At 55.8% G+C, this 22,042-nt stretch carries 20 protein-coding genes; 4 read left to right on the forward strand and 16 right to left on the reverse strand.

Going from position 1 to position 22,042, the window contains the following annotated elements; all coding sequences use genetic code 11:
* Position 1 precedes the first annotated feature (1 nt).
* Entirely contained in the window at positions 2-2,062 is a 2,061-nt protein-coding gene (locus tag IIY41_RS11430) for a CocE/NonD family hydrolase (RefSeq protein ID WP_134108539.1), read from the forward strand.
* 82 nt (positions 2,063-2,144) lie between these two features.
* Complete coding sequence (locus tag IIY41_RS11435) at positions 2,145-4,541, forward strand: helicase C-terminal domain-containing protein (RefSeq protein ID WP_154521475.1); 2,397 nt, start codon at positions 2,145-2,147, stop codon at positions 4,539-4,541.
* 90 nt (positions 4,542-4,631) lie between these two features.
* Here the strand turns inward: IIY41_RS11435 and IIY41_RS11440 are convergent, their stop codons facing one another.
* The 13 genes from IIY41_RS11440 to IIY41_RS11500 form a co-directional block, all read right to left on the reverse strand.
* A complete protein-coding gene (locus IIY41_RS11440; protein WP_287400802.1) occupies positions 4,632-5,861 on the reverse strand; it encodes a peptidase U32 family protein in 1,230 nt (409 codons plus the stop codon).
* A gap of 74 nt (positions 5,862-5,935) precedes the next feature.
* Positions 5,936-7,366: an endolytic transglycosylase MltG gene (mltG, locus tag IIY41_RS11445; RefSeq protein WP_242853440.1), complete on the reverse strand. Its 1,431-nt coding sequence runs from the start codon at positions 7,364-7,366 to the stop codon at positions 5,936-5,938.
* 5 nt (positions 7,367-7,371) lie between these two features.
* Positions 7,372-8,034 (reverse strand): dTMP kinase, encoded by a 663-nt coding sequence (locus IIY41_RS11450; RefSeq protein WP_117459663.1) that lies wholly within the window; start codon positions 8,032-8,034, stop codon positions 7,372-7,374.
* Entirely contained in the window at positions 8,031-8,807 is a 777-nt protein-coding gene (gene thyX, locus IIY41_RS11455) for an FAD-dependent thymidylate synthase (protein WP_009325779.1), read from the reverse strand. The genes IIY41_RS11450 and thyX overlap by 4 nt, the downstream gene beginning before the upstream one ends.
* Positions 8,804-9,661 (reverse strand): VanW family protein, encoded by an 858-nt coding sequence (locus IIY41_RS11460; RefSeq protein WP_205505080.1) that lies wholly within the window; start codon positions 9,659-9,661, stop codon positions 8,804-8,806. The genes thyX and IIY41_RS11460 overlap by 4 nt, the downstream gene beginning before the upstream one ends.
* A gap of 139 nt (positions 9,662-9,800) precedes the next feature.
* On the reverse strand, positions 9,801-12,317 hold the full coding sequence (locus tag IIY41_RS11465) for an ATP-dependent helicase (protein WP_205505082.1): 2,517 nt from the start codon (positions 12,315-12,317) through the stop codon (positions 9,801-9,803).
* 128 nt (positions 12,318-12,445) lie between these two features.
* Positions 12,446-13,642, reverse strand: coding sequence for a sodium ion-translocating decarboxylase subunit beta (locus tag IIY41_RS11470; RefSeq protein ID WP_205505084.1), 1,197 nt, complete (start codon positions 13,640-13,642; stop codon positions 12,446-12,448).
* Positions 13,643-13,661: 19 nt separating this feature from the next.
* Complete coding sequence (locus tag IIY41_RS11475; RefSeq protein ID WP_082052068.1) at positions 13,662-14,072, reverse strand: OadG family transporter subunit; 411 nt, start codon at positions 14,070-14,072, stop codon at positions 13,662-13,664.
* Between the two features lie 201 nt (positions 14,073-14,273).
* Positions 14,274-14,540, reverse strand: a complete 267-nt coding sequence (locus IIY41_RS11480; RefSeq protein WP_287400811.1) for a spore coat protein — start codon at positions 14,538-14,540, stop codon at positions 14,274-14,276.
* A 14-nt stretch (positions 14,541-14,554) separates the two neighbouring features.
* Positions 14,555-14,740, reverse strand: a complete 186-nt coding sequence (locus tag IIY41_RS11485) for a hypothetical protein (protein ID WP_009325786.1) — start codon at positions 14,738-14,740, stop codon at positions 14,555-14,557.
* Between the two features lie 121 nt (positions 14,741-14,861).
* Positions 14,862-16,505, reverse strand: a complete 1,644-nt coding sequence (gene groL, locus IIY41_RS11490; protein ID WP_009325787.1) for a chaperonin GroEL — start codon at positions 16,503-16,505, stop codon at positions 14,862-14,864.
* 53 nt (positions 16,506-16,558) lie between these two features.
* Positions 16,559-16,843, reverse strand: coding sequence for a co-chaperone GroES (locus tag IIY41_RS11495; RefSeq protein ID WP_009325788.1), 285 nt, complete (start codon positions 16,841-16,843; stop codon positions 16,559-16,561).
* Positions 16,844-17,044: 201 nt separating this feature from the next.
* Positions 17,045-18,007 (reverse strand): diacylglycerol/lipid kinase family protein, encoded by a 963-nt coding sequence (locus IIY41_RS11500; RefSeq protein WP_069971769.1) that lies wholly within the window; start codon positions 18,005-18,007, stop codon positions 17,045-17,047.
* 183 nt (positions 18,008-18,190) lie between these two features.
* Here IIY41_RS11500 and IIY41_RS11505 point away from each other — a divergent pair, with 183 nt between their 5' ends.
* Positions 18,191-18,901, forward strand: a complete 711-nt coding sequence (locus tag IIY41_RS11505; RefSeq protein WP_050004237.1) for a DUF421 domain-containing protein — start codon at positions 18,191-18,193, stop codon at positions 18,899-18,901.
* Positions 18,902-19,056: 155 nt separating this feature from the next.
* On the opposite strand, the gene IIY41_RS11510 is transcribed toward IIY41_RS11505, so the two are convergent.
* From IIY41_RS11510 to IIY41_RS11520, 3 genes are all read right to left on the reverse strand, one after another.
* The gene (locus IIY41_RS11510) at positions 19,057-19,599 is read right to left on the reverse strand and encodes an NADH peroxidase (protein ID WP_009325791.1); all 543 of its coding nucleotides are present in this window, start codon (positions 19,597-19,599) and stop codon (positions 19,057-19,059) included.
* A gap of 119 nt (positions 19,600-19,718) precedes the next feature.
* On the reverse strand, positions 19,719-20,252 hold the full coding sequence (locus IIY41_RS11515) for a Gx transporter family protein (RefSeq protein ID WP_242869060.1): 534 nt from the start codon (positions 20,250-20,252) through the stop codon (positions 19,719-19,721).
* 32 nt (positions 20,253-20,284) lie between these two features.
* Positions 20,285-21,334 (reverse strand): FAD:protein FMN transferase, encoded by a 1,050-nt coding sequence (locus IIY41_RS11520; RefSeq protein WP_009325793.1) that lies wholly within the window; start codon positions 21,332-21,334, stop codon positions 20,285-20,287.
* A 187-nt stretch (positions 21,335-21,521) separates the two neighbouring features.
* Between IIY41_RS11520 and IIY41_RS11525 the strand changes: the two genes are divergently transcribed.
* Positions 21,522-22,001: a DUF4358 domain-containing protein gene (locus tag IIY41_RS11525; RefSeq protein WP_009325794.1), complete on the forward strand. Its 480-nt coding sequence runs from the start codon at positions 21,522-21,524 to the stop codon at positions 21,999-22,001.
* Positions 22,002-22,042 lie beyond the last annotated feature (41 nt).

A 22,042-nucleotide genomic window follows, 5' to 3' on the forward strand; every position in this document is an offset into this window, starting at 1 on the left:
AATGAAAGAACCGTTTACGCTTTACTCCTCCGGCATTGCTTTGGCCCGCTTTGCCGCGGAGCACGCGGACATTACACATTCCGGACGGGATATATTGGGGCTCGATTTTTCCGAGCCGCGGCCCATGACAGCACAGAATGACACAGACTATGCCGCCGTTAAGCTGCAGCCGTACCGGCTGCTGACGCTGCGGACCGAGTTTGAAGCGGCAGCAGCCAGTGCTCCTGCGGAATTTTCCGTCGATGGCCTGCGCTATACCCGCGCAGAGCGGAACGGGCTGCTCTATTACATCCAGCGCGGCGTCAAATTTCCCTGTGACGCGCTGTTCCGGGACGGGCGGCTCATCGCATGGCTCTGCCCCTGCCGGGAACAGGCCAATCTTCTGGTGCGCGACGGCTTCGAGGAATATACGCCGCTGGCGTTGTGGAAGGATTATGCCGCCCGTCCGCTTTACGGTGTTTCCATGCTGGGTACGTTCCACATGCCTATGCGCGACGGCGTGGAGCTCGCCGCGGACGTTTATCTGCCCGAGGGAGCGCCGCTGCCCGTTCCCGCATTGCTTGTCCGGACACCCTACGACAAAGATGACGGCGCACAGACCTATTTCCGTTATGTGCGCCGCGGCTATGCCGTGGTGGTGCAGGATGTACGCGGACGCAATGAGAGCGGCGGCGAATGGCTGCCCCATTATTACGAGGTGGAGGACGGAGACGATACGCTCACCTGGGTTGGAACGCAGGAATGGTGCGACGGAAGCGTCGGCATGCTGGGCGGTTCATACCTCGGATATACACAGTGGTGCGCGGCGGCTCTGGGCAACCCGCATCTGAAGGCGATGATCAGTGTCGTAACGGCAGGTACTGCTTTTGCAGATGGTCCGCTGCACGGCGGCTGCTTTTCCAGCGGCGGCTTTGCCTGGAATTTCGCCATGACAAAGCGCCGCTTCGCGCCCGAGCGCATGGACCGGGCTGATTGGGATGAAATTCTGGATATCCGCCCGCTGGAGGACATTGGCCAAAAGGCTCTGGGCGAAGATGTTCCCTTTATCCGTAAAATGCTGGCCCACCCCTGTGAAGACAGTTTCTGGCTGCGCGGCAACTGGGCAAAACGCAGCACGGGGAAAACGGTTCCCGTGCTCATTCAAAGCGGATGGTTCGACGACAACGGTATGGGCACCACAGAGGCGCTGGACCTCACCGCCGGCTACCCGCCGGGCACGCGCAAGGTGGTGCTCGGGCCCTGGCAGCACAGCGGCAACAGCAGGTACGACCTGCACGCCCTATCCTTTCCCGCCGGAGCGCTGCGGTTTGATCTGGATCTGCTGTATCAGAAATGGTTCGACCACTTCCTGCGGGGCGAAGAAAACGGCGTGGAACAGAGCGCTCCCGTGGAATACTATACGATGGGGGAAAACCGCTGGAAAACAGCGAGCCGCTGGCCCGTGGAAAACGCGGATGACACTCCGTTTTATTTTGGTGAAAACGGAACGCTGTTCCCCATCTGCGGCCGAGAGGGCCGGACAGGATATACCTATGACCCGCAGGACCCCGGCACCCACATCATCGACATGAGCGAGAACGAAATCGCGGTGCCGGAGGATTACACCCAAGAGGAGCAGCGTCCGGATTATATATGTTATACCACACCCACGCTGCCCGCGCCGCTTACGGTAACAGGCGACGCGCGCGTGACGCTTTATGTCTCCAGCGATGCGCCGGATACGGATTTTATGGTACGCCTGTGTGATGTGGACGAAGCAGGCCGCAGCGTTAAGCTGGCGGACGGCATTCTCGCCGCGCGTTTCCGAAACGGGTTTTCCGCGCCGGAATATCTGGAGCCTGGTAAGGTAGAAAAACTGGTCATCCGCACCTCTAAAATATCCCATTGTTTTCTGCCCGGACACCGTCTGCGGGTGAGCGTCACTTCGGGCGCCAAGCATTTTGTGTTTCCCAACAGCAATACAAAAGATGCATACAACAGCACCGAAAGCCGTGTCGCGCACAACACCGTCTGGCACGGCGGCGCAGCACCGTCTCATATCCTGCTGCACGTTGAACGGTGAAGCGGCGCCCTGCACACTGCGGGACGGATGCGCAAAACCGCATGCACCGGTGCGGTTTTTAAAGGGAAGGAGGGTCTCCGCCATGGAAACCGAGCCGCTTCAGATTCGTCTCGCTGTGCGTGAGCTTGTAGAATTCGTGCTGCGCCGCGGCAGCATCGACAGCCGCTTTTCCGGCTTTGACCGCGCCAACGAGGGAAGCCGTATCCACCGCAAGCTGCAAAAAGCGGCGGGAGATTCCTATAAAGCCGAGGTACCCTTCAAGGCAGAGCGCACGGTAGGCGACGTATGCTATACGCTGGAGGGACGTGCCGACGGAGTTATCACAGAGCCGGACGGACATTTTACCATCGACGAAATCAAAACCACAGGCGCACCGGCCGAGCTGCTGACGGCGGATTTTAACCCCTTACACTGGGCGCAGGCTAAATGCTACGGCGCGTTCCTGTGCCAGAGGGAAAGCCTGCCTGGCGTGGACATCCAAATCACATATTATCAGGTCGACACGGATGAGATCATCCGCCACCGCCGCACATTTTCCGCCGAAGCGCTTGAAGATTTTCTCACGGATACACTGCGTTTGTATACGCCTTGGGCGCACATGGAGGCAGCGTGGAGAGCCACACGCAACGCCTCGCTGAAAGCACTGCGCTTCCCCTTTCCCGCCTACCGCCCCGGACAGTACGAGATGGCCGGCGCGGTGTACCGTACCATCGCGGGCGGCGGCAGGTTGTTTTGCGCCGCGCCCACTGGCATCGGAAAAACGGTTTCCACTCTTTTTCCCGCTCTAAAGGCATTGGGTGAGGAAAAGGGCGAGCGCATTTTTTACTTGACGGCAAAAACCATTACAAGGCAGGCCGCCGAGGATGCGCTGGCGCGTCTGCGTGTTCACAGCACATCCTGCGGCACACCGCTGCGTCTTAAAACCATCACGCTGACAGCCAAAGACAAGATCTGCCCGCTGGAGGAACGCGTCTGCACCCCGGAGGCCTGTCCCCGGGCGGACGGCTATTACGACCGCATCAATGCGGCGCTGTACAGTTTTTTGTCCCAAACCGACGAATTCACCCGCGCGGATATCGAGGCATTTGCCCTGCAAAAGCAGCTGTGTCCCTTCGAGCTGGCGCTCGACCTGACCAACTGGTGCGACTGCATCGTCTGTGACTACAACTACCTGTTCGACCCTGTGGTAAGCCTCAAGCGCTTTTTCACCGAGGGCGGAGACTTCATTTTTCTCATCGACGAAGCGCACAATCTGGTGGATCGCGCGAGGGATATGTATTCCGCACAGCTGCTCAAATCCGCGGTTTATGGCGTAAAAAAGGCGCTGGGCAAAGGGCACTGCAAGCTGACGGCCGCTCTGAACAAAGTCAACAGCGAAATGATCGAGCTGCGCCGCCGCTGTGAGGAAGCGGATGAACATCGGCTGGTCATTCCGGAAGGTTTGCCGGAGTTGAACAAGCTGCTCTCCCGTCTGTCCGCCGCCTGTGAGGATTGGCTGGAAGAACACCGTGACGGCGAATTGCACGCCGAAGTGCTCGCGCTCTATTTTGAAGTGCATTTTTATCTGCGCATCGCAGAGCTTTACGACACGAACTACACCACGCTTCTCGCTGCCTTCGGTTCGGAGGTCTGTGTCCGTTTGCTTTGTCTGGACGCCGCGCCGTTTCTGGATGCATCCATGGCGCTTGGCCGCGCCAGCATTCTGTTCAGCGCCACGTTATCACCGGCGGAATACTTTATTCAAACGCTGGGCGGCGGCCCGGCCGCCAAAGCGATACGCCTGCAAAGCCCATTTTCTCAGGAAAGGCTGTGCCTCGCCGCTGCCGGGATCAGCACAAAATATACAGACCGTGAGCGCACACGGGAATCCGTGTGCCGTCTCATCGGCGCGGCCGTGAGCGCCCATGCGGGAAACTATATCGTGTTTCTGCCTTCCTATAAATACATGCAGGATGTGAGCGACGAATTTGCGATGATATATCCTGATGTCCCATTGACCGTGCAGGAAAACGGCATGGACGAAGATGCACGCGAGGCATTTCTCGCACAGTTTTCAGCCGACAGGCCCGGAACGCTTGTGGGCTTCTGCGTGCTTGGCGGCATTTTTGCCGAGGGCATTGATCTTGCAGGCGACCGTCTTATTGGCAGCATCATCGTCGGAGTGGGCTTGCCGCAGATTGGCGTAGAACAAAATGCCCTGCGGGATTACTACGAAGACACAATGGGTATGGGTTTTGAATACGCCTATCAATATCCCGGCATGAACAAGGTCCTTCAGGCTGCCGGCCGTGTTATCCGTACGGAAACAGACCGCGGGCTCGTGCTGCTCATCGACAGCCGGTACCGAACCGGCAGCTACCGCCGGTTGTTCCCCCCGCACTGGTCTCATCTGCGGCGGATAGAGAGCGCGGAACAGCTCTCTGCACTGCTGGCCGACTTCTGGGCCGAGCCGCCTTCCAGGCATGCTTTTCCCAAATAGCATACAAACGCAAAACGCGCCCGGCGTCAACCCGCCCGGGCGCGTTTTTAATCGTGGAATCAACCAAGCCTTCTGCACCTATCCGGCGCGTCACCCCTCTGCGGCGTTTGCCCTGCGCCGCAGGATGGTGCCCTCCGGCAGAGCGGCTGTGCACGGAATGCTGAACCGCATCATCGCATGCGGCGTAGCACAGATTGCTTCTCCGCTTTCATTTTGTATCCATTCCGGCGTAAAGGCAACAACCTTGCCGGATGGTACAAGCGCTTCCAGCGCCTCTCCAAGCAGGAACTTTCCGCGTTGGGTGCAAAAAGCAGTTCCTTCGCGCCATTCATCTACAACGCCCACAACTTCCCATTCCCGAATGTAGCCGCCGTGCTTTGTATTTTGCGTCGCACCTTCTCGGCCGAAATAAAAACCGGTGGAATAATGCCGGTGCGATGTACGGGTCAATTCCTCCAGCACGTCTTCGGGGCACATGTAAGCGTCCGGCGCATCCAGATATGCGTTCACCGCACGGCGGTATGCGCTTGTGGTACTGGCCACGTAATAGAAGGTTTTGGCTCGCCCTTCGATTTTCAGGCTGTCCACGCCCGCCTGTAAAATCAAGTCGATAAACGGCGCGGTACATAAATCGTCCGCGTTGAGAATGTAACTTCCCTCTTCGGTTTCGCCAACCTCAAACGCCTGGCCCGGGCGGTGTTCCTCGGTAAGCTGCCATTTCCAGCGGCAGGGCTGCGTGCATTCTCCCCGGTTCGCATCGCGGCCGGTGAGATAATGCGAAAGCAGGCAGCGCCCGGACACCGACATGCACATGGCGCCGTGGACAAATGCTTCCAGTTCCAGTTCCGGAGGAGTGTTGTCCCGAATGACCGCGATATCATTCAGAGAAAGCTCCCGCGCAAGCACCACACGCTTCGCCCCCAAATCATACGCTGCAGACGCGGCCGCATAATTGGCAATGCCCGCCTGTGTGGAAACGTGAAGCTCCATTTCCGGCGCAATATGCTTCGCCATCGCCAGCACGCCCAGGTCCGCAACGATGAACGCGTCCACGCCGGTTTCCCGTGCGCGCCGCATAAAATCGGGCATGCGGGCGATCTCCTCGTTGGTAGGCACTGTATTCAATGTCAGATAAACCCGGCGCCCTCTGGCATGGGCAAAGCGCACGCCCTCCGCCAGCTGCTCCATCGTGAAATTTTTCGGCGCGCTGCGCATGCCGAATTCCGTAGCGCCCACATATACCGCATCTGCGCCGTACAGCACGGCAAATTTCAGCCGTTCCAGGTCGCCGGCCGGGCTCAAAATTTCGGGCCGTTTCATTCAATCACCTCAAAAATGCAGCCGCACACAGGAGGTGCGGCTGCTTCGCTTATTTTATTGCCTTTTCTTCAAAATCACGGACGGATCCCCTGGCTCTCCAGGTCGGCCGTGATTGCTTCATGCTCGGCATTTGTTTTGGCAAAATGGTAATTCCCCAGTGTGTCCGTCTGGAAATACAGGTAGTCGCAGTTTTCCTCCGGCCACAGCGCCGCTTCAATGGACAGCAGGCCCGGGTTCGACACCGGTCCCGCAGGCAGGCCTGTATGCGTGTAGGTATCGTACGCCTCGCGCAGCTCCGCCGGAATCGCATCCCAGCTGCCATAGCCATAGGGCCCGGCCATGGAGTCATAAATATAGTTGTTGTCGTCGGCCTTTTCTTTGTCCCACGCAACGTTGCTGCCCAGCGTCATGCCGCTGGCAAGGCGGTTGTGGAACACTGCGGAGACCATTTTGCTGTACTCGTTTCCTGCTTCTTCCTGCACGAGGCTGGCCAGCGTAACAACCTCTGTCAGCGTCATATCCAATTCATCCATGCGTGCATACATTTCAGCAGTGATCTTATTGTCGAATTCGCCGTATATCTTGGCAACCATGTTGTACACGGTGTCTCCCACAAAGAATTCATAGGTGTCCGGGAACAGATACCCCTCCGCTTTCATGAACTGGTTGGGCTTTTCCTCGCGCTTGGCCCAGAAGCCGAACTGGGAAAAATCTCCATTGTTGGCCACGTCCAGAAATTCCTGTGCGGAACACAAACCCGCCTGCTCCATAATTTGTGCGTATTGGATCACCGTTTTTCCCTCCGGGAATGTGACCCGAACCGTCTCTCTGTCATCTGTAGCGACCTGCAGTGCGGCGATGATCTCATCATAGCTCATATCGGAGGACAGTTCAAACGTACCGTATTGCAGTGTATCCGCCGCACCGTCCTTGCCGCGTACATAAAAACGGAACACCTGCGCCGAGCGAATTATCCCCGCATCCTGCAGCTTCTGGCCGATGGCCAGCGGGCCGGACCCCTTTTCAATGGTGACGCTTTGTGTGACAGCCGCACCGCGTGAGCCGCTCACCTCGCCGGACAGCCAGAACCAACCTGCTGCTGCCGCCAGTGCCGCCAGCATCAAAAACACCAGCATCACGATCAGGCATCCGTGTTTTTTGCGTTTTTTCCGTCTGCGTGCGGGCACTTCATCTTCATCCTCTTCTTCATACTCATAGCCGTCCGCATACTCCGGCTCATATGCGGCATCAGCAGCGGGCGGCTGCTGCACCGGCGCAGCCTGCGGCGCGGGCGCTTCCGGCGCCAACGAACGCAGCTTTTGCGCATACAGCCCGCGCAGAGCAGGCGGCAGCGCCGCCACACGTTTGTTCAGCTCTTCGATTTTTGCCGCATTGCGCTGCTTTTGCTCCTCCGTCATGTGCAGCACGCGCGCCGAAAGCTCGGCCAGTTGCCGCACATAAGCCTCTTGTGCGGCCTGCTGGGTTCCTTCTTTGTTTTCTTCCATATTCGTCACCTCTTTGCAATCAGTGCCAAAACGTCCTTATGGATGTCTTCCTTAGCGCGCATCCGCCCACCTTCCGTGCAAGCCACGCGCTTCCATCCGAGTGCCTTTGCACAGTATTGCCCGGCCTGGCGGCTGTGCTGCAGGTATTCCATATTTTTTTCGTGGATGTCCTTTTTTTCTTCGTCTCCATGATACCTCTGGGACATCAGCCGCTGGGAAACCTCCGGGTCCACATCCAGGTATACGACGGTATCCGGTTCCGGTATGGCAATTTTGCGATATTCGAAATCAAACAACCAGGCGAGATAAGCGTCCCACTCCTCGCGCGGCAGCTTGGAACATTGATGCACCGCGTTGGAGGTCGTATAACGGTCCGCTATCACGGTTCCGCCGTCGTGGTAAAAGCACCCCCAAAGTGTCTTATAGCTTGCATACCGGTCCACAGAATAAAAGCTGGACGCCGCATAGGCGTTCACATCATTCACATCCTGCCCAAAAGCCCCGCCCAGATACATTTTCACCAGAGCGCTGGAATCACTCTCATAATTCGGAAAGGTGATCTTCATCGCCTGTTCTCCACGTCCGCACAATGCCTCGTAGAGCAGCCCCGCCTGCGTGGCTTTCCCACTACCGTCCAGCCCTTCCAGCACGATCAAACGTCCGCTCAAACCATTTCGTCTCCTTTGAGAAAAGCATATTTCTTCCGCATCTCTGCGGCACGTCCGCAGCTCATTGAACCCTCCGGGCATGCGCCGGATACACACGGCGGGCCGCTGCGCGCAAACAGTGCAGGGGCCACCTCATTCACCAGGCGCAGCATTTCGTCCGCCAGCTCCCGAATCTCCCACTGGGCGCGCTGGCAGCAGCGGTGCCGGAAGAAATTGTTCAGGCTTCGTGCGTTCATTGTAACGATCATCTTCGTGCTGCAGGCATTGGGCAGCACAAAGCGCGCGTCTTCAATGGCCATTTTTTCCGCCTTGCGCGCGGCCGTTTTTTCATCCGCTCCCTCCTGCATCAGGCGGCGGATGTGCCCGTCTTTCAGCAACTCCGCGATACGGCGGTAGTTTTCCGCTTCCTCCGCCATTGCCGCGTCAAAGGCCTCTCTGGCCTGTTCGTCCCGAGCCACTTCCGGCGGCGTAATATATTCAAACTGGTCCAGCCGTACATACCGCTGACTCTGTACGCTGTACGACGCGATACGGTGGCGCGTGATCTGTGCAAGCAGTGCGCGGCTCACGCCTTCGATTGCAAACGTAAAGGATGCGTGTTCTGTGGGGCTTTCATGCCCCAGGCTGGCGAGCTTTGAAAGAAATTCCCGGCTTTTCTCCGGCGTAAGGCCCTCCAACAGGTCGTCCAGGTGCGCATTGGAATAACACAGCTTTGCCGCAGCCGCGACAACGCGTTCCGGCTCCGGCGTGTGTGCAATCAGCATTACTTTCATGGCTTGTCCTCTCCCGCCGTCGATTTCTCCAACACCCGGATGGGAAGGCCGGAGGAATCGTACAGCACTTTTGCATGGTTTATTTTTATGCAGGTGCGCTCCTCGCAAACGCCCGTTTTCACGTTGATGCGGGAGCGGCATATTCGGTTGTTGCGGTAAACGCTTTCTCCTTCACAGGAAAAATATTCATCCTCCGCATGCACATGGTATTTGTACGGGAGCGCATGTTCCGCGCGAAGCTCGCCGCACAAATAAATCTCATCTGTATGAACCAAGATCTGGAACGTTTGTTCCGTAGGGTTATAAAAACGGTAATCGAGATAGTTGTACAGGATCGAGGTCCCCGTTCCGAATGGGATCGTCCGCCCGAAATCCGGAAAAAGATCATATCCGTCATGATGGTGGTGTTCCGTGATGACGAGCGGCGTATGCAGCACCATCCAATGAAGCAGATTCGTAAACTGACACATCCCGCCGCCCACGCCGCAGGCTGTTTCTCCTTTGCTGATTGTCAGGCCCGGTAAATATCCCCGGCGCGCAGTACACGGCCCCACCATCCGCCAGAACGAAAATGTTTCTCCCGGACGAATGAGCACTCCGTTTACTCTGGGTGCGGCAAGCGATAGATTAACAGCTTTATTTTCCTGCAGCTTCTGGTCCACCGTCCCAAGTGTGCGCCGTATCAGTGACTTATGGGCATACACTACAACAGGCAGCGGCTCACACCGCTGATGCCGGGAAAAACGCACACCGGAAAACATATCCTGCACACGCCGCACAAAACGGCACTTTTTCATGGAGAGCCAATAAGCCCACGGGCCCATCTCGCAAAAAAGCCTGCGCGTTTTTTCCATTCTGCAAAACCCTTTCAAAGACGGCTTCGGACCGCGCTGCGTTTCCTCTTGCGGAACGGGTGGCCGCAAGCGCCTGTTTTCAGCCGGAGGCCGGAACACAAAAGGAAATTCCGGCGCGCCGCCCGTCTTAAAGACGTTTTTACTCAGAAATATGTTTCAGCGGCGCATAATTCGCCATCGTCTTTTTTACGCCGGCCGTATCAAAACGAATTTCAACGATGGTATCTCCCGCCACGGGCGTTACCTTCAGCACCTCGCCGCGGCCGAAAACTTTATGCTCCACCAGGTCTCCCGGACGATAGGCTCCGCTGCCCTCCGTTCGCGGAACGGAGGCCGCGCTGCCCGCCTGAACCGTGGAAAAACCGCCTCCCACAGAAGCGCGCTGCCGGGCAGGGCGTGAAGCGCCGCCCGCTCCAGAACCGTGGGAAGCACCGCCGTAACGGGCCGAATATCCCGCCTGTACCGTGGAGCGCATGCTTGCCGCGCCATATTCCGGCTGCAAATATGCATTTTGCTGCTGCATATAACGCTGACGCATGGCCTTCGTCTGCGCGGCAGCCGGGCTTTGCTCCACCTCCACCAGAGAGGCGTCGATCTCCTCCAAAAAACGGGAAGGGCGGTTATGCTTCGTCTGGCCGAACAGCATGCGCGAGTTCGCACAGGAAAGATAAAGCTCTTTTTTCGCACGGGTAATACCCACATAGCAAAGCCTGCGCTCTTCCTCCAGATCTTCATTGGAATACCGGCTCATCTCGCTGGGGAATATTCCTTCTTCCAGACCGACGATGAACACATAATTAAACTCCAGCCCCTTGGCCGCATGCATGGTCATCAGAACGACAACATCTGCGCCTTCATCATAACTGTCGATATCACTGATGAGCGCCACTTCCTCCAGAAAGCCCGGCAGGCTGGCTTCCGGACCGCGCTGATCGGCATAGGTCTTTACACTGGAAACAAGCTGACCGATGTTTTCCATGCGCGTCTGGCCTTCTTCTCCCTCTGCCTCCAGCATACTGCGGTATCCCGTGATCTCCAACATCTCGCTGACGAACACATCCAGAGGCATCGTATCGTACGCTTCTTTCAGCCTGCGGTAAATGCGCCAAAAGCCGCCAAGCGCCGCGCTTGCCCGCGCCAGCGCCGGATAATCCGGCGCGTGCTCAATAACCTCCAGCATTGAGACGCCAAGCCCCGCCGCAATATCCGCCACGTTCTGCACCGTTGTCGCGCCGATCTTGCGCGCCGGTTCGTTGATGATGCGCCGCAGCCGCAGATCGTCCTGCTCGTTTGCGACGATGCTCATATAAGCAAGCATGTCCTTTATCTCTTTACGGTCGTAGAAACGCTGGCCGCCGACGATTTTATACGGAATGCCCGCACGGGCAAAATAGGTTTCGATTGGCCCGGACTGTGCGTTCATACGGTACAGGATCGCATGATCCCGCAGCTTCGCGCCCTTTTTCACGTTCTGGCCGATCACCGCCGCCACATGGGCCGCCTCGTCGAACTCAGAATCCGCTTCATAGCACATCAGCTTCTCGCCGTTTCCGTTCTCCGTCCAAAGCGTTTTTCCTTTGCGCCCCATATTGTTCTTGATCACACAGTTCGCCGCGTTCAGAATATTGGAGGTAGAGCGGTAGTTCTGTTCCAGCCGAATGACCTTTGCGCCGGGGAAGTGCTGTTCAAAATTAAGAATGTTTTCAATCGTTGCACCGCGGAAACGGTAAATGCTCTGGTCATCGTCGCCAACGACACAAACGTTCCGGTGCTCGCCGCCCAGCAGATATACAAGCTGAAACTGTGCCACGCTGGTGTCCTGATATTCATCCACCAGGATATAGCGGAACCGGTTTTGATAATATTCCCGTACATCCTCAAAATCCCGCAGCAACTTCACTGTGGCATAAATCAAATCGTCAAAATCGAATGCACCTGCCTGCAAAAGACGTTTTTGATAGGCGTCGTATACCTTGGCGACAAGCCCCGCACGCGTATCTGCGGGCGCGCTCATGGCGTCCTGCGGGCTGATCATCTTGTCTTTCAGACGGCCGATGGCGCCGATGGCCGATTTCAGCGGAAGAAACTTGTCGTCGATGTTCATCGACTTATATACTTCTTTCATGGCGCGCTGCTGATCGTCCGTATCATAAATGGTAAAGCTCTGGGGATACCCCAGCCTGCCGGCTTCCCGGCGCAGGATACGCACGCATGCCGAATGGAATGTAGATGCGTTGACATCCTGACCTGCTTCACCCAGCATGGCGGAAAGACGATTTTTCAGTTCCCCCGCCGCCTTGTTTGTAAAGGTGATGGCGAGAACATTATAGGGGCGCACCGTGTGCTCCCGCAGGAAGGGCCGAAGAGCCTCGGAAGGCTCGCCGCCGCTGTGCAGCAGGCGTTCCAGCTCCGCCACCTGTTCCGGCCCGGCGCCTTGCGGCGCATATGTGCTGCTGTGCGCGCTGCCGAAACGAATCAGATTCGCAATACGGTTGACAAGCACCGTCGTTTTGCCGCTGCCCGCCCCCGCCAGGATCAGCAGCGGCCCGTCTGTGGTAAATACCGCGTCCCGCTGCACCGGGTTCAGCTTTCCGAATTGCGCCTCAATATACTTTTTGCGCAGCGCAAGGAATTGTGTTTCAAATTGGGATTCCATTGTTTTCCGCCTTTGGTCGTATTCTGGCGCATTCTATTCATGCGCACTATCGTATTTAGTATAGCATACTTGCACCTGATTGAAAAGAAAAAGCCGCTCCCAAAGGAACGGCTTTTTCCGTAAAAGCGTCATTTCAACATATTGATGAGGATACCGGCGGCCACAGCGCTGCCGATTACGCCCGCAACATTCGGCCCCATGGCGTGCATAAGCAGGAAATTCTGGGGGTTTTCCTGCTGGCCGACCTTCTGAGAAACACGTGCGGCCATCGGAACAGCGGAAACACCGGCAGAACCGATCAGCGGATTCACCTTGCCGTGCGTCGCCCAGCACATGATTTTGCCGAACAGAACACCGCCCGCAGTGCCGAAGCAGAACGCGATCAGGCCCAGCGCCACGATGAACAGCGTGTTCTTGTTGAGGAAGGTCTCTGCATTTGTGGTACAGCCGACAGACACACCGAGGAAAATCGTAATGATGTTCATCAGCTCGTTGCCCGCCGTCTTGTTGATGCGGTCCACAACACCGGACTCTTTCATCAGATTGCCCAGCATCAGCATGCCGACAAGAGGCACGGCTGTGGGAAGGATCAAACAAATGATGATGGTGCAGATAATGGGGAACATGATCTTTTCCAGTTTGGAAACCGGACGAAGCTGTTCCATTACGATCATACGTTCTTTCTTTGTGGTAAGCGCGCGCATGATAGGCGGCTGGATGATGGGCACCAGCGCCATATAGCTGTACGCGGCCACAGCGATAGCGCCAAGCAGTTCAGGCGCCAGCTTGCTGGCAACGAAAATGGCTGTCGGGCCGTCCGCACCGCCGATGATGCCGATGGCGCCGGCCTGCGGGCCGGTAAAATTAAGCAGCTTCGCTCCGATGTAAGTAGTGAAAATGCCAAGCTGTGCGGCAGCGCCCAGCAACAGGCTCTTCGGGTTGGAGATCAGGGGGCCGAAATCCGTCATCGTACCGATACCAAGGAAGATCAGCGGTGGATAAATGCCCAGCTTGACGCCAAGATACAGCATATCAGCCAACCCGCCATGGTGCAGGATCTCGCTGAACATCGGATACAGCGAAGGGTCCGCGCCTTCCGGCGGGATGAAATACTGCATGTGGATAATCTCGCCAAACGGAAGGTTCGCCAGCAGCATGCCGAAGGCGATCGGCAAAAGCAAAAGCGGCTCGAACTGCTTGCCTATGGCAAGATAAATCAGCCCGCAGGCGACGATAATCATAATCAGATAGCCCGGATTCTCCATGATGCCGACAAAGCCGGATTCATTGGCAATACCGGTGACTGCGTTTAAAAAGCCCTGCATGTCTGTTCATCCCCTCCTGTCAAAACGGCTCGGTGTAAGCCACAACACCGGCCTGCCCCCAGGCGGAGCGCCCGGACACTCTTGTGCGCTTAACACTGCGCAGCGTATAATGTTCGCCGCCGTCCATGCAGGCGATAGCGGCGGCAATGGCCGCGACGACCTCGCCCGGGATGCCGGCTTCCACAACCGGAGCCTTCGGAGCAGCCGCTTTCACCGGAGCGGGAGCCGCTTCTTTCTTCGGAGCAGGCGCGCCTTTTTTCCTGCGGTCTACAGATGTAAAAATAATGCCCTCGAGCGTAATGAGCAGGTAGAGCAGCACCAGAACGCCGAATACGAGGATGAGGCCCGTTGCCACAACCACGCCGACGGACGGTTCGGGGTTCCCGGATGCAGTATTTGCCGCAACCGTAAGGAACTGTGAAATGCCCATGAAATAACCTCCCTGTTTTTTTACGATATCTTTTTATATTATAGATGAAATCCGTCCCGGTTGCAACCGTTAAATGAAAAAGTTGTTAAAAAAATCTCAAATATTTTCAGTTTTTCCTTCGACGGCTTACACACAAAAATGCCCGTCTGACGATTGTTCTTCAGACGGGCATAGAGCAGCATACTTACCTTATCTTATATCTTAAAAGGAGCCTACTTTTTGTTCATATTGTTCGCACGCCTCGCACACCTTTTGCTGAGGCGCAGGCTTCGGCTCATACCAGCCCCGCTTTTGCATCTCGCTGAACACTTCAAACTGCATGTCATGTTCCTCGGAAAGAATCTCCATCAGCTTATCCTTGCGTTCCTTTGTGGCGCATTCACCGGCATAATGATTATAATTCCCCGTGATGAATTTTTGGGAATTGAGCGCATCCGTCATTTTCGCCTGATCATCAAAGCAATTCATTATTTGTCCCCTCCTCATTTCAGTTCGCTGAGAATCGCATCATAATGCTGCGTATGGCGCTGGGCCATATCCTCGCACATTTCTTTGAGCGCCGGGTCCTCACAGGTCTGTGCATAGCATTTGTATTTTTTAATGATATTTTCCTCGTGAGTGAGCAGTTCGGAAAAACCGGCCAGCTCTACGGCAGTGATTTCTTCCATGGGGTTTGCCTCCTTTTCTGTAATGGTATTAGTTTTTCTCCAAGGCTCGCAAATATACAAAAAGCCCTGCGGCAAAACGCCGCAGGGCAAAGGAAATTTTATGAAAACAGGAGCCGGGCAATCAATACATGCCGCCCATACCGCCGCCCGCCATGGCGGCGTTGGCCGCAGCCGAGGCCGCGGGATCTTCCGGCTCATCCGCGACAAGGCTCTCGGTGGTAAGGACCATGGACGCCACGCTGGCCGCGTTCTCCAACGCAGAACGGGTGACCTTGGTCGGGTCAACGATACCGGCCTTGATCATGTCGCCGTATACTTCTTTCTGGGCATCAAAGCCATAGTTGGCATCGCTGCCGGACATAATTTTGTCGATAATGACACTGCCCTCCAGGCCGGCATTGGCCGCGATCTGGCGCAGCGGAGCCTCCAGTGCTTTGCGCACGATGCGCGCACCCGTGCGCTCATCGCCTTCGAGAGCGTCGATCACAGCGTCAACAGCAGCAGTCGTGTGCAGCGGAGCCGTGCCGCCGCCCGCGACAATGCCCTCTTCCACGGCAGCCTTGGCCGCATTCAGGGCATCCTCAATGCGCAGCTTCTTCTCTTTCATCTCGACCTCAGTGGCAGCGCCGACTTTGATGACGGCAACACCGCCGGACAGCTTGGCAAGACGCTCCTGCAGCTTCTCCTTGTCGAAGTCGCTGGTCGTCTCCGCCATCTGCGCACGGATCTGCGCAACACGGTTGCTGACAGCTTCCTTGTCGCCCATACCGTCTACGATGGTGGTATATTCCTTCGTTACCTTCACCTGGCGGGCACGGCCCAGCATATCGACGGTGGCGTCTTTCAGCTCATAACCCAACTCTTCGCTGACAACCGTGCCGCCCGTCAGAATGGCGATGTCCTGCAGCATTTCCTTGCGGCGGTCGCCAAAGCCGGGAGCTTTGACAGCGACAACCGTGAAGGTCCCGCGCAGGCGGTTCACGATCAGCGTGGACAGAGCCTCGCCCTCCACATCTTCGGCAATGATGACGAGTTTCTTGCCGGACTGTACGATCTGCTCCAGCAGGGGCAGAATATCCTGAATCACACTGATCTTCTTATCCGTGATGAGCAGATATGCATCATCCAGAACAGCCTCCATGCGCTCGGTGTCTGTGACCATATACGGAGTGATATAGCCGCGGTCGAACTGCATGCCCTTTACGACTTCGGAATAGGTCTCAGCCGTCTTGCTCTCTTCAATGGTGATCACGCCGTCAGCGCTTACCTTTTCCATCGCCTCAGCGATCAGGCTGCCGATGACTTCATCGCCCGCAGAAACCGTGGCAACACGCGCCACGTCGGCGGAGCCCTCCATTTTCTTGCTGTTCGCCTTCAAAGCCTCGACAGAAGCCTTCACGGCCTTCTGCATGCCGCGCTTCAGATCCATGGGGTTTGCACCCGCGGCAACGTTCTTCATGCCCTCGGTAACAAGCGCCTGTGCCAAAACCGTTGCGGTGGTGGTACCGTCGCCGGCAGCATCGTTCGTTTTGGTGGCAACTTCGCGTACGAGCTGAGCGCCCATGTTCTCGAACTGGTCTTTCAGCTCGATCTCTTTGGCGATGGTAACGCCGTCATTGGTGATGACCGGAGCGCCGAACTTTTTGCCCAAAACTACGTTGCGTCCCTTGGGGCCAAGTGTGATCTTGACCGTATCGGCAAGCTTATCAATGCCGGCGCAGAGAGCTTTGCGCGCCTCTTCGCCCATGAGTAACTGTTTTGCCATAAATAACGACTCCTTTTATTTTAAAATAGAATGAAAACAACTTTGCTGAGAGCTTACTCTACAACGGCAAGAATGTCCGACTGGCGCACGATGGTGCACTCGTCGCCGTCCACCTTCACTTCGGTACCCGCGTATTTGGCGATCAATACCCTGTCGCCCACCTTGACGGTCATCTCAACTTGGTTGCCGTCCACAAGGCCGCCCGGGCCCACAGCGACAACTTCGCACACCTGGGGCTTTTCCTTGGCGGAGCCCGTAAGGATGATGCCGCTCTTGGTAGTTTCCTCTGCTTCTACGTTTTTAATGACAATTCTGTCAGCGAGAGGTCTGATTTTCATAAAACTTTCCTCCTAAATTAAATTTTCCTTGTTTAGCACTCTATATCTTTGAGTGCTAAACATATTGTAACCACATTTACAGGAAAAATCAAGGGGGTAAAATAAAAATTTTTTGTGAACTCGCACGAAAACAAAACAATACCGGGCGGCCTGCGAAGGAGCCACCCGGTATTTGTCATATTTGTCTGCCTTCAAGTCATGTCACGCCGTTACGGCGGGAGCTCTGTCCTCAAACTGCGCATACAGCGGAGCCGGCAGCACAAACCGCGCTGCCAGAGGCAGCACTTGTGCGGAAAGACTGTCCGCCGGAGTGCACTCCCCGTCGATATTTGTGATGACAGCCTTCCCATCCATCGGCTCGATCAACACCTTTTGCGCTCTGCGGTATTCCAGCACATCCGAAAGCTCCGGAACGACACGACCATTTTGATAGTGGAGCCCGTTTTTATATTTGGACAGTACTCCCGCAATGCGCATCCGGCTCATTTTCTTTACCATGATCACATCCAGCACTCCGTCCTGCAGGTCCGCCATGGGCGCAGCGCGGAACCCGCCCCCGTATGCGACGCCGTTGCATACCGTGGCGATGAGGTAATCCCCCTCCAGCACATCGTCGTCCACCGTAATGCGCAGCCTGTGTCCCATGGGCTGCAAAAGACGTTCTACAATGGAAATATTATATGCCATCTGGCCGCCGCACAGCGGCAGGCGGCGATATTTGGGAATGCTGTATGCAACTTCAGAATCCAGCCCAACCGAACAGATTGCCGCAGAGACCCCGCCGTTTGCCGCGACCAAGTCAACAGGCACCGCCGTGCCTGCGATATTATCCGCAAGGGAAAGGAAATCCTCCGCCGCGCCGAAATTTCGCACAAAATCATTGCCGGAGCCGCACGGAACACTTGCTACCTCTGCGTTTTTATAGGGATACGCCCCCGTAAATACCTCGTTCAAAGTACCGTCCCCGCCGCAGGCGTAAAGGCGCACCGGTTCCCCGTCATCACCGTACTGCCGGGCGATTTCAGCCGCGTGGCCGGCGTGCTGTGTCAGCTCCACAGCATAATCCACACCCGCACCGGCCGCCGCGTCGATCAGCCGCGGCACAAGATAAAGGCTGGCGTCCGCTTTCCCGGATACCGGATTCACAATAAAAACATGCTTCATCAGGGTATTCCCCTTTCCTCACATTTCATTATCATCATACCGCATTTATACCAAACATACAATTGCCATTCCGTGCAAAAAAGCGGCAGGTAATAAAGCAAAGTGCCATGGGGTATACTGAGGGAAAGCGGCGTCTGCCGCAGGCCCGCCGTGCGGAAACATGAATGCAAAGGAAGAAGCTCCATGAACGTTATCCCTCATATTCTTTTTACAAGCCTGTTCTCCATCATCGTACTGTTCCTGCTCGCTAAGCTTATGGGCAACCGCCAGGTCAGCCAAATGAGCATGTTTGATTACGTAAACGGTATCACCATAGGCTCCATCGCGGCGGAGTTCGCCACGAGCCTGGAGGACGACTACTGGATGCCGCTGACTGCCATGGTCGTATATGGCGTCACCGCCGCTCTGATCTCCTATATTACCTGCAAATCTATGGCGGCGCGCAAATTCATCAACGGCAAGCCCGTTGTCCTGTATGAAAACGGAAAGCTTTACGAAAAAAACCTGGCTGCGGCCAAGCTGGACATCAATGAGTTCCTAACACAGTGCAGGACAGCGGGTTATTTCGACCTTGCCGATCTGCAAACCGCTATTCTGGAGACCAACGGCCAGGTGAGCTTTTTGCCGCTGGCCGCCCAGCGTCCCGTTACGCCGGAGGATCTCCAAATGACTCCCGATCCGGAACGTCCCTGCGTAAACGTCATCCTGGACGGAACCGTTATTCCGAAAAATCTGAAATACACCGGCAACGACGACGTATGGCTGAAAAAGCAGCTTGAGGCGCAGCATGTGACAAGGATCGGTGACGTTTTTCTCGCTACCGTAAACGCGCAAAACGAGCTGGCTGTCTATCCCCGTACCGGGGAGCGCGTGGCGCACGAGATGTTTGAGTAAACAATATGCCCCGTCCATCCGCGTCATTCCTTTTTACCGCTTGTACTGTTGTTTTCCCCATCATATAGCCTGCCTCAGCAATTGGAATATCCCTTTGTTGCGAAAGAGAAGAAAAACAGGCGGCAGAATTTTCTGCCGCCTGTTCTGTTGAAATCTTATTTGAAGTAACGGGCCAGCAGACCGGCAAACGCTTTGCCATGGCGGGCCTCATCACGGGCCATCTCATGCACGGTGTCATGGATGGCGTCCAGCCCCAGCTCCTTGGCCTTTTTTGCAAGGTCCATCTTACCGGCAGTCGCGCCGTTCTCGGCCTCTACACGCATTTCCAAATTCTTTTTCGTGCTGTCCGTCAGGACCTCACCCAGCAGCTCGGCAAACTTCGCAGCATGCTCAGCTTCTTCGTAAGCCGCTTTTTCCCAATACAGACCAATCTCCGGATAACCTTCACGATGTGCCACGCGCGCCATAGCCAGATACATGCCCACCTCGCTGCACTCGCCGTTGAAGTTCATACGCAGACCCTCGATGATTTCAGGATCGACGCCCTTGGCAACACCCACAACGTGCTCGGCAGCCCAAGTCATTTCACCTTTCTGCTCAACAAACTTGGAAGCCGGCGCCTTACAGACCGGGCAGAACTCCGGAGCAGCCTCACCCTCGTACACATAACCACAAACAGTGCAAACAAACTTAGACATAACTTGTTTCCTCCAGCATTATTATATTTTTGTTGTTTCATTGAAAGGCATTGCTGCCGTGTCTATAATATATCATGCTTCCCAATTGGTGTCAAGTATTTATTGATAAAAAATATCAATTATTTTTGAAACCTTTGGAAACCAAGCTTTTCCAGCGCCGGCAAAAGCGCCTTCAGCCCCACCGACGTCAGCGCCCCCATCCCAAGGCCCGAAAGCAGCAGGACAGGCGCATAATACAATGTATAAACAGATTGGGTCATCAGCAGATTGATGACCAGCAACTGCCCAAAATTATGTGTGATCGCGCCGCACACGGAGAGTATGAATACCGAAGGCCTGCTCCTGAAAAGGCACAGGACAGCCATTACGCCAAGCGACAACAAACCGCCGCCGAGGCTCAGCGCGCCGGCCATCGCACCGCGGGTGAGCAATACAAAAAAGCTTTTGAGCAGAACAAGCGTGAACGCGCTGCCGCGCCCCAGAAAGAACAGCGCATACATCACAACCACATTTGCAAGACCCAGCTTCACGCCAGGCGGCAGCCCCAACAGCGGCGTGAGCGTCCCCTCCAAAAAAGAAAGCACCACGGACAGAGCAAACAGAAGCCCCATCAACGCCACGCGGCGCGTCTTTTCATTGCGCAGAACACTCACCTTCCTTTTCCGGCGATATGCACGAACCGCTTTTACAAAAAGACAACATGGTAAGCCCCCTCTGCTTCTGCTGCCAATTCAAATGAAGCCTGAAGTGCTTTGGAAACATACAGTGTGTTGTCCTCATCCAGAAGCAGGCCTTCACCGCCTGTCTCGAAATATTCCAGCGCCTTTTCCCTGCCCTGAACAAAAAGGGCCGTGGACCAGAAATCCGCCTCCGCACCATTTTCACAGAGAATGCCTATGGAAACGATATCGCTTTGCGCCGGTCGCCCTGTCGCGGGGTCCAGAATATGATGATACCGCACACCATCCTGCTCAAAATAACGTTCGTATCCTCCGGAGGTGCAGAAAACCGCATCCCTGATTTCAAATGACGCCAGCGAGACCGATTCCTCCTCTTTCGGATCACGAAAGCCCAGCCGCCACGCTTCACCGTCCGGCTTTACGCCCCGTGCGTAAATGCTGCTCCCGCCAAGCCAGCACAGCGCCGCACGGATGCCATATTCGTCATAAACCTCTTTCGCAACGTCACAGGCTGCTCCTTTGGCGATACCGCCCAGATCTACCGCCTGGCCGGGACGCTGCAGACGCGCCGTTCCGGATTCAAGAAGCAGGCCTCTGTCATCCACCAACGGCAGCAGCGCGTCGATTTCATCCTGCTGCAGCACCCGCGGCGCATCCGTGGTAATGCCCCATGCCAGTGCAAGCGGCGCGATTGTAAGTTCAAACGCTCCGCCCGCCTGTGCACTGAGTGTTTTCGCCTGCGAGAGCAATGCGTATGTCTGCGCCTCGACCGCCACAGCCTCTCCGCTTCCGGCAGCCGCGTTCAAACGTGCAATATCACTCCCCTCTTTATATACAGAAAGCCGGTTCTCCATCTCACGAAACGCCTGTTCCGCCGCCGCGATGGCTTTTTCTCCGTTTGGACCGTAGACCTTCTGGTCCGCCACAGCATCCATGACAAATGTCGCCGAAGTGTGGCGGACGTTTTGCCGGGACAAATTATAATATAGAAGCCCACCCGCGCACACCACTGCTGCAGCACACGCTCCGGCGATCATTTTTATTGCTTTTTTCATACGAATCTCCTTTGGCTGATAGTACGATTGTAGGCAAGTTTGCCCGTTCTGTCAAGCGTCCGCCGCATGCCGGTTTTGCTGTGTATAAAATGTAAAGATTCTGCGCACACTCCCAGAAAGGCCTTGCAAATATTACCAGATTCGTGTAAGATGGTAACAACAATTTTTCTCAGGAAAGGAACCGATTATGAAACGTTTTTTTGCTGGTTTATTGGCAGTTTGCCTTGTGGGCGCCGCGTTTGCCGGCTGCAGCGGCAGCAGCGCAAATTATAATGTGAACGATGTTGCTTCCGCAGTTGAAACGGTGGCTAAGATCGAAAATCCGCTGGACATTACCGAGGATGACCTCACCTATGAGTTCGGCGTAGATATGGACAAGGTCGAGGAGTTTTCCGGCCAAAAAACGGGCGTGGCGAATACGGCGGGTACGGTGCTTGTCGTGAAGGCTTCTGCGGGCAGCGTGGACGACATCAAGGCTGCGCTGGAAAATTACAAAAACGGTCTTGTTTCCGTGAGCGAGAATTATCAAAATGATTTTCCCGAAGCATACCAGCAGGTCTCTGACGGCCGCGTCGTTGCAAAAGGCGATTACGCTGTATTGGCCATCGCGGCTGCGGGCGTCGATTACACCGAGGTCGATGCCGCGATCGACGAGGCTTTGAAATAAGCATTTACAGGCCCCGCAAAGCCGGTACCTCCGGGGTACCG

Source organism: Ruthenibacterium sp. (genome assembly GCF_017421385.1).
In the GTDB taxonomy this organism is placed as follows: domain Bacteria; phylum Bacillota; class Clostridia; order Oscillospirales; family Ruminococcaceae; genus Ruthenibacterium; species Ruthenibacterium lactatiformans.

Bases quoted from the DNA above. Each gene is read 5' to 3' on its own strand.
- IIY41_RS11460 (WP_205505080.1), bottom strand. From the start codon at position 9,661: ATGGAAAAAACGCGCAGGCTTTTTTGCGAGATGGGCCCGTGGGCTTAT.
- IIY41_RS11500 (WP_069971769.1), bottom strand. From the start codon at position 18,007: ATGAAGCATGTTTTTATTGTGAATCCGGTATCCGGGAAAGCGGACGCC.
- IIY41_RS11485 (WP_009325786.1), bottom strand. From the start codon at position 14,740: ATGGAAGAAATCACTGCCGTAGAGCTGGCCGGTTTTTCCGAACTGCTC.
- IIY41_RS11510 (WP_009325791.1), bottom strand. From the start codon at position 19,599: ATGTCTAAGTTTGTTTGCACTGTTTGTGGTTATGTGTACGAGGGTGAG.
- IIY41_RS11435 (WP_154521475.1), top strand. From the start codon at position 2,145: ATGGAAACCGAGCCGCTTCAGATTCGTCTCGCTGTGCGTGAGCTTGTA.
- IIY41_RS11505 (WP_050004237.1), top strand. From the start codon at position 18,191: ATGAACGTTATCCCTCATATTCTTTTTACAAGCCTGTTCTCCATCATC.
- mltG (WP_242853440.1), bottom strand. From the start codon at position 7,366: ATGGAAGAAAACAAAGAAGGAACCCAGCAGGCCGCACAAGAGGCTTAT.
- IIY41_RS11470 (WP_205505084.1), bottom strand. From the start codon at position 13,642: ATGCAGGGCTTTTTAAACGCAGTCACCGGTATTGCCAATGAATCCGGC.
- IIY41_RS11520 (WP_009325793.1), bottom strand. From the start codon at position 21,334: ATGAAAAAAGCAATAAAAATGATCGCCGGAGCGTGTGCTGCAGCAGTG.
- groL (WP_009325787.1), bottom strand. From the start codon at position 16,505: ATGGCAAAACAGTTACTCATGGGCGAAGAGGCGCGCAAAGCTCTCTGC.
- IIY41_RS11525 (WP_009325794.1), top strand. From the start codon at position 21,522: ATGAAACGTTTTTTTGCTGGTTTATTGGCAGTTTGCCTTGTGGGCGCC.
- IIY41_RS11480 (WP_287400811.1), bottom strand. From the start codon at position 14,540: ATGAATTGCTTTGATGATCAGGCGAAAATGACGGATGCGCTCAATTCC.
- IIY41_RS11495 (WP_009325788.1), bottom strand. From the start codon at position 16,843: ATGAAAATCAGACCTCTCGCTGACAGAATTGTCATTAAAAACGTAGAA.
- IIY41_RS11475 (WP_082052068.1), bottom strand. From the start codon at position 14,072: ATGGGCATTTCACAGTTCCTTACGGTTGCGGCAAATACTGCATCCGGG.
- IIY41_RS11465 (WP_205505082.1), bottom strand. From the start codon at position 12,317: ATGGAATCCCAATTTGAAACACAATTCCTTGCGCTGCGCAAAAAGTAT.
- thyX (WP_009325779.1), bottom strand. From the start codon at position 8,807: ATGAAAGTAATGCTGATTGCACACACGCCGGAGCCGGAACGCGTTGTC.
- IIY41_RS11430 (WP_134108539.1), top strand. From the start codon at position 2: ATGAAAGAACCGTTTACGCTTTACTCCTCCGGCATTGCTTTGGCCCGC.
- IIY41_RS11440 (WP_287400802.1), bottom strand. From the start codon at position 5,861: ATGAAACGGCCCGAAATTTTGAGCCCGGCCGGCGACCTGGAACGGCTG.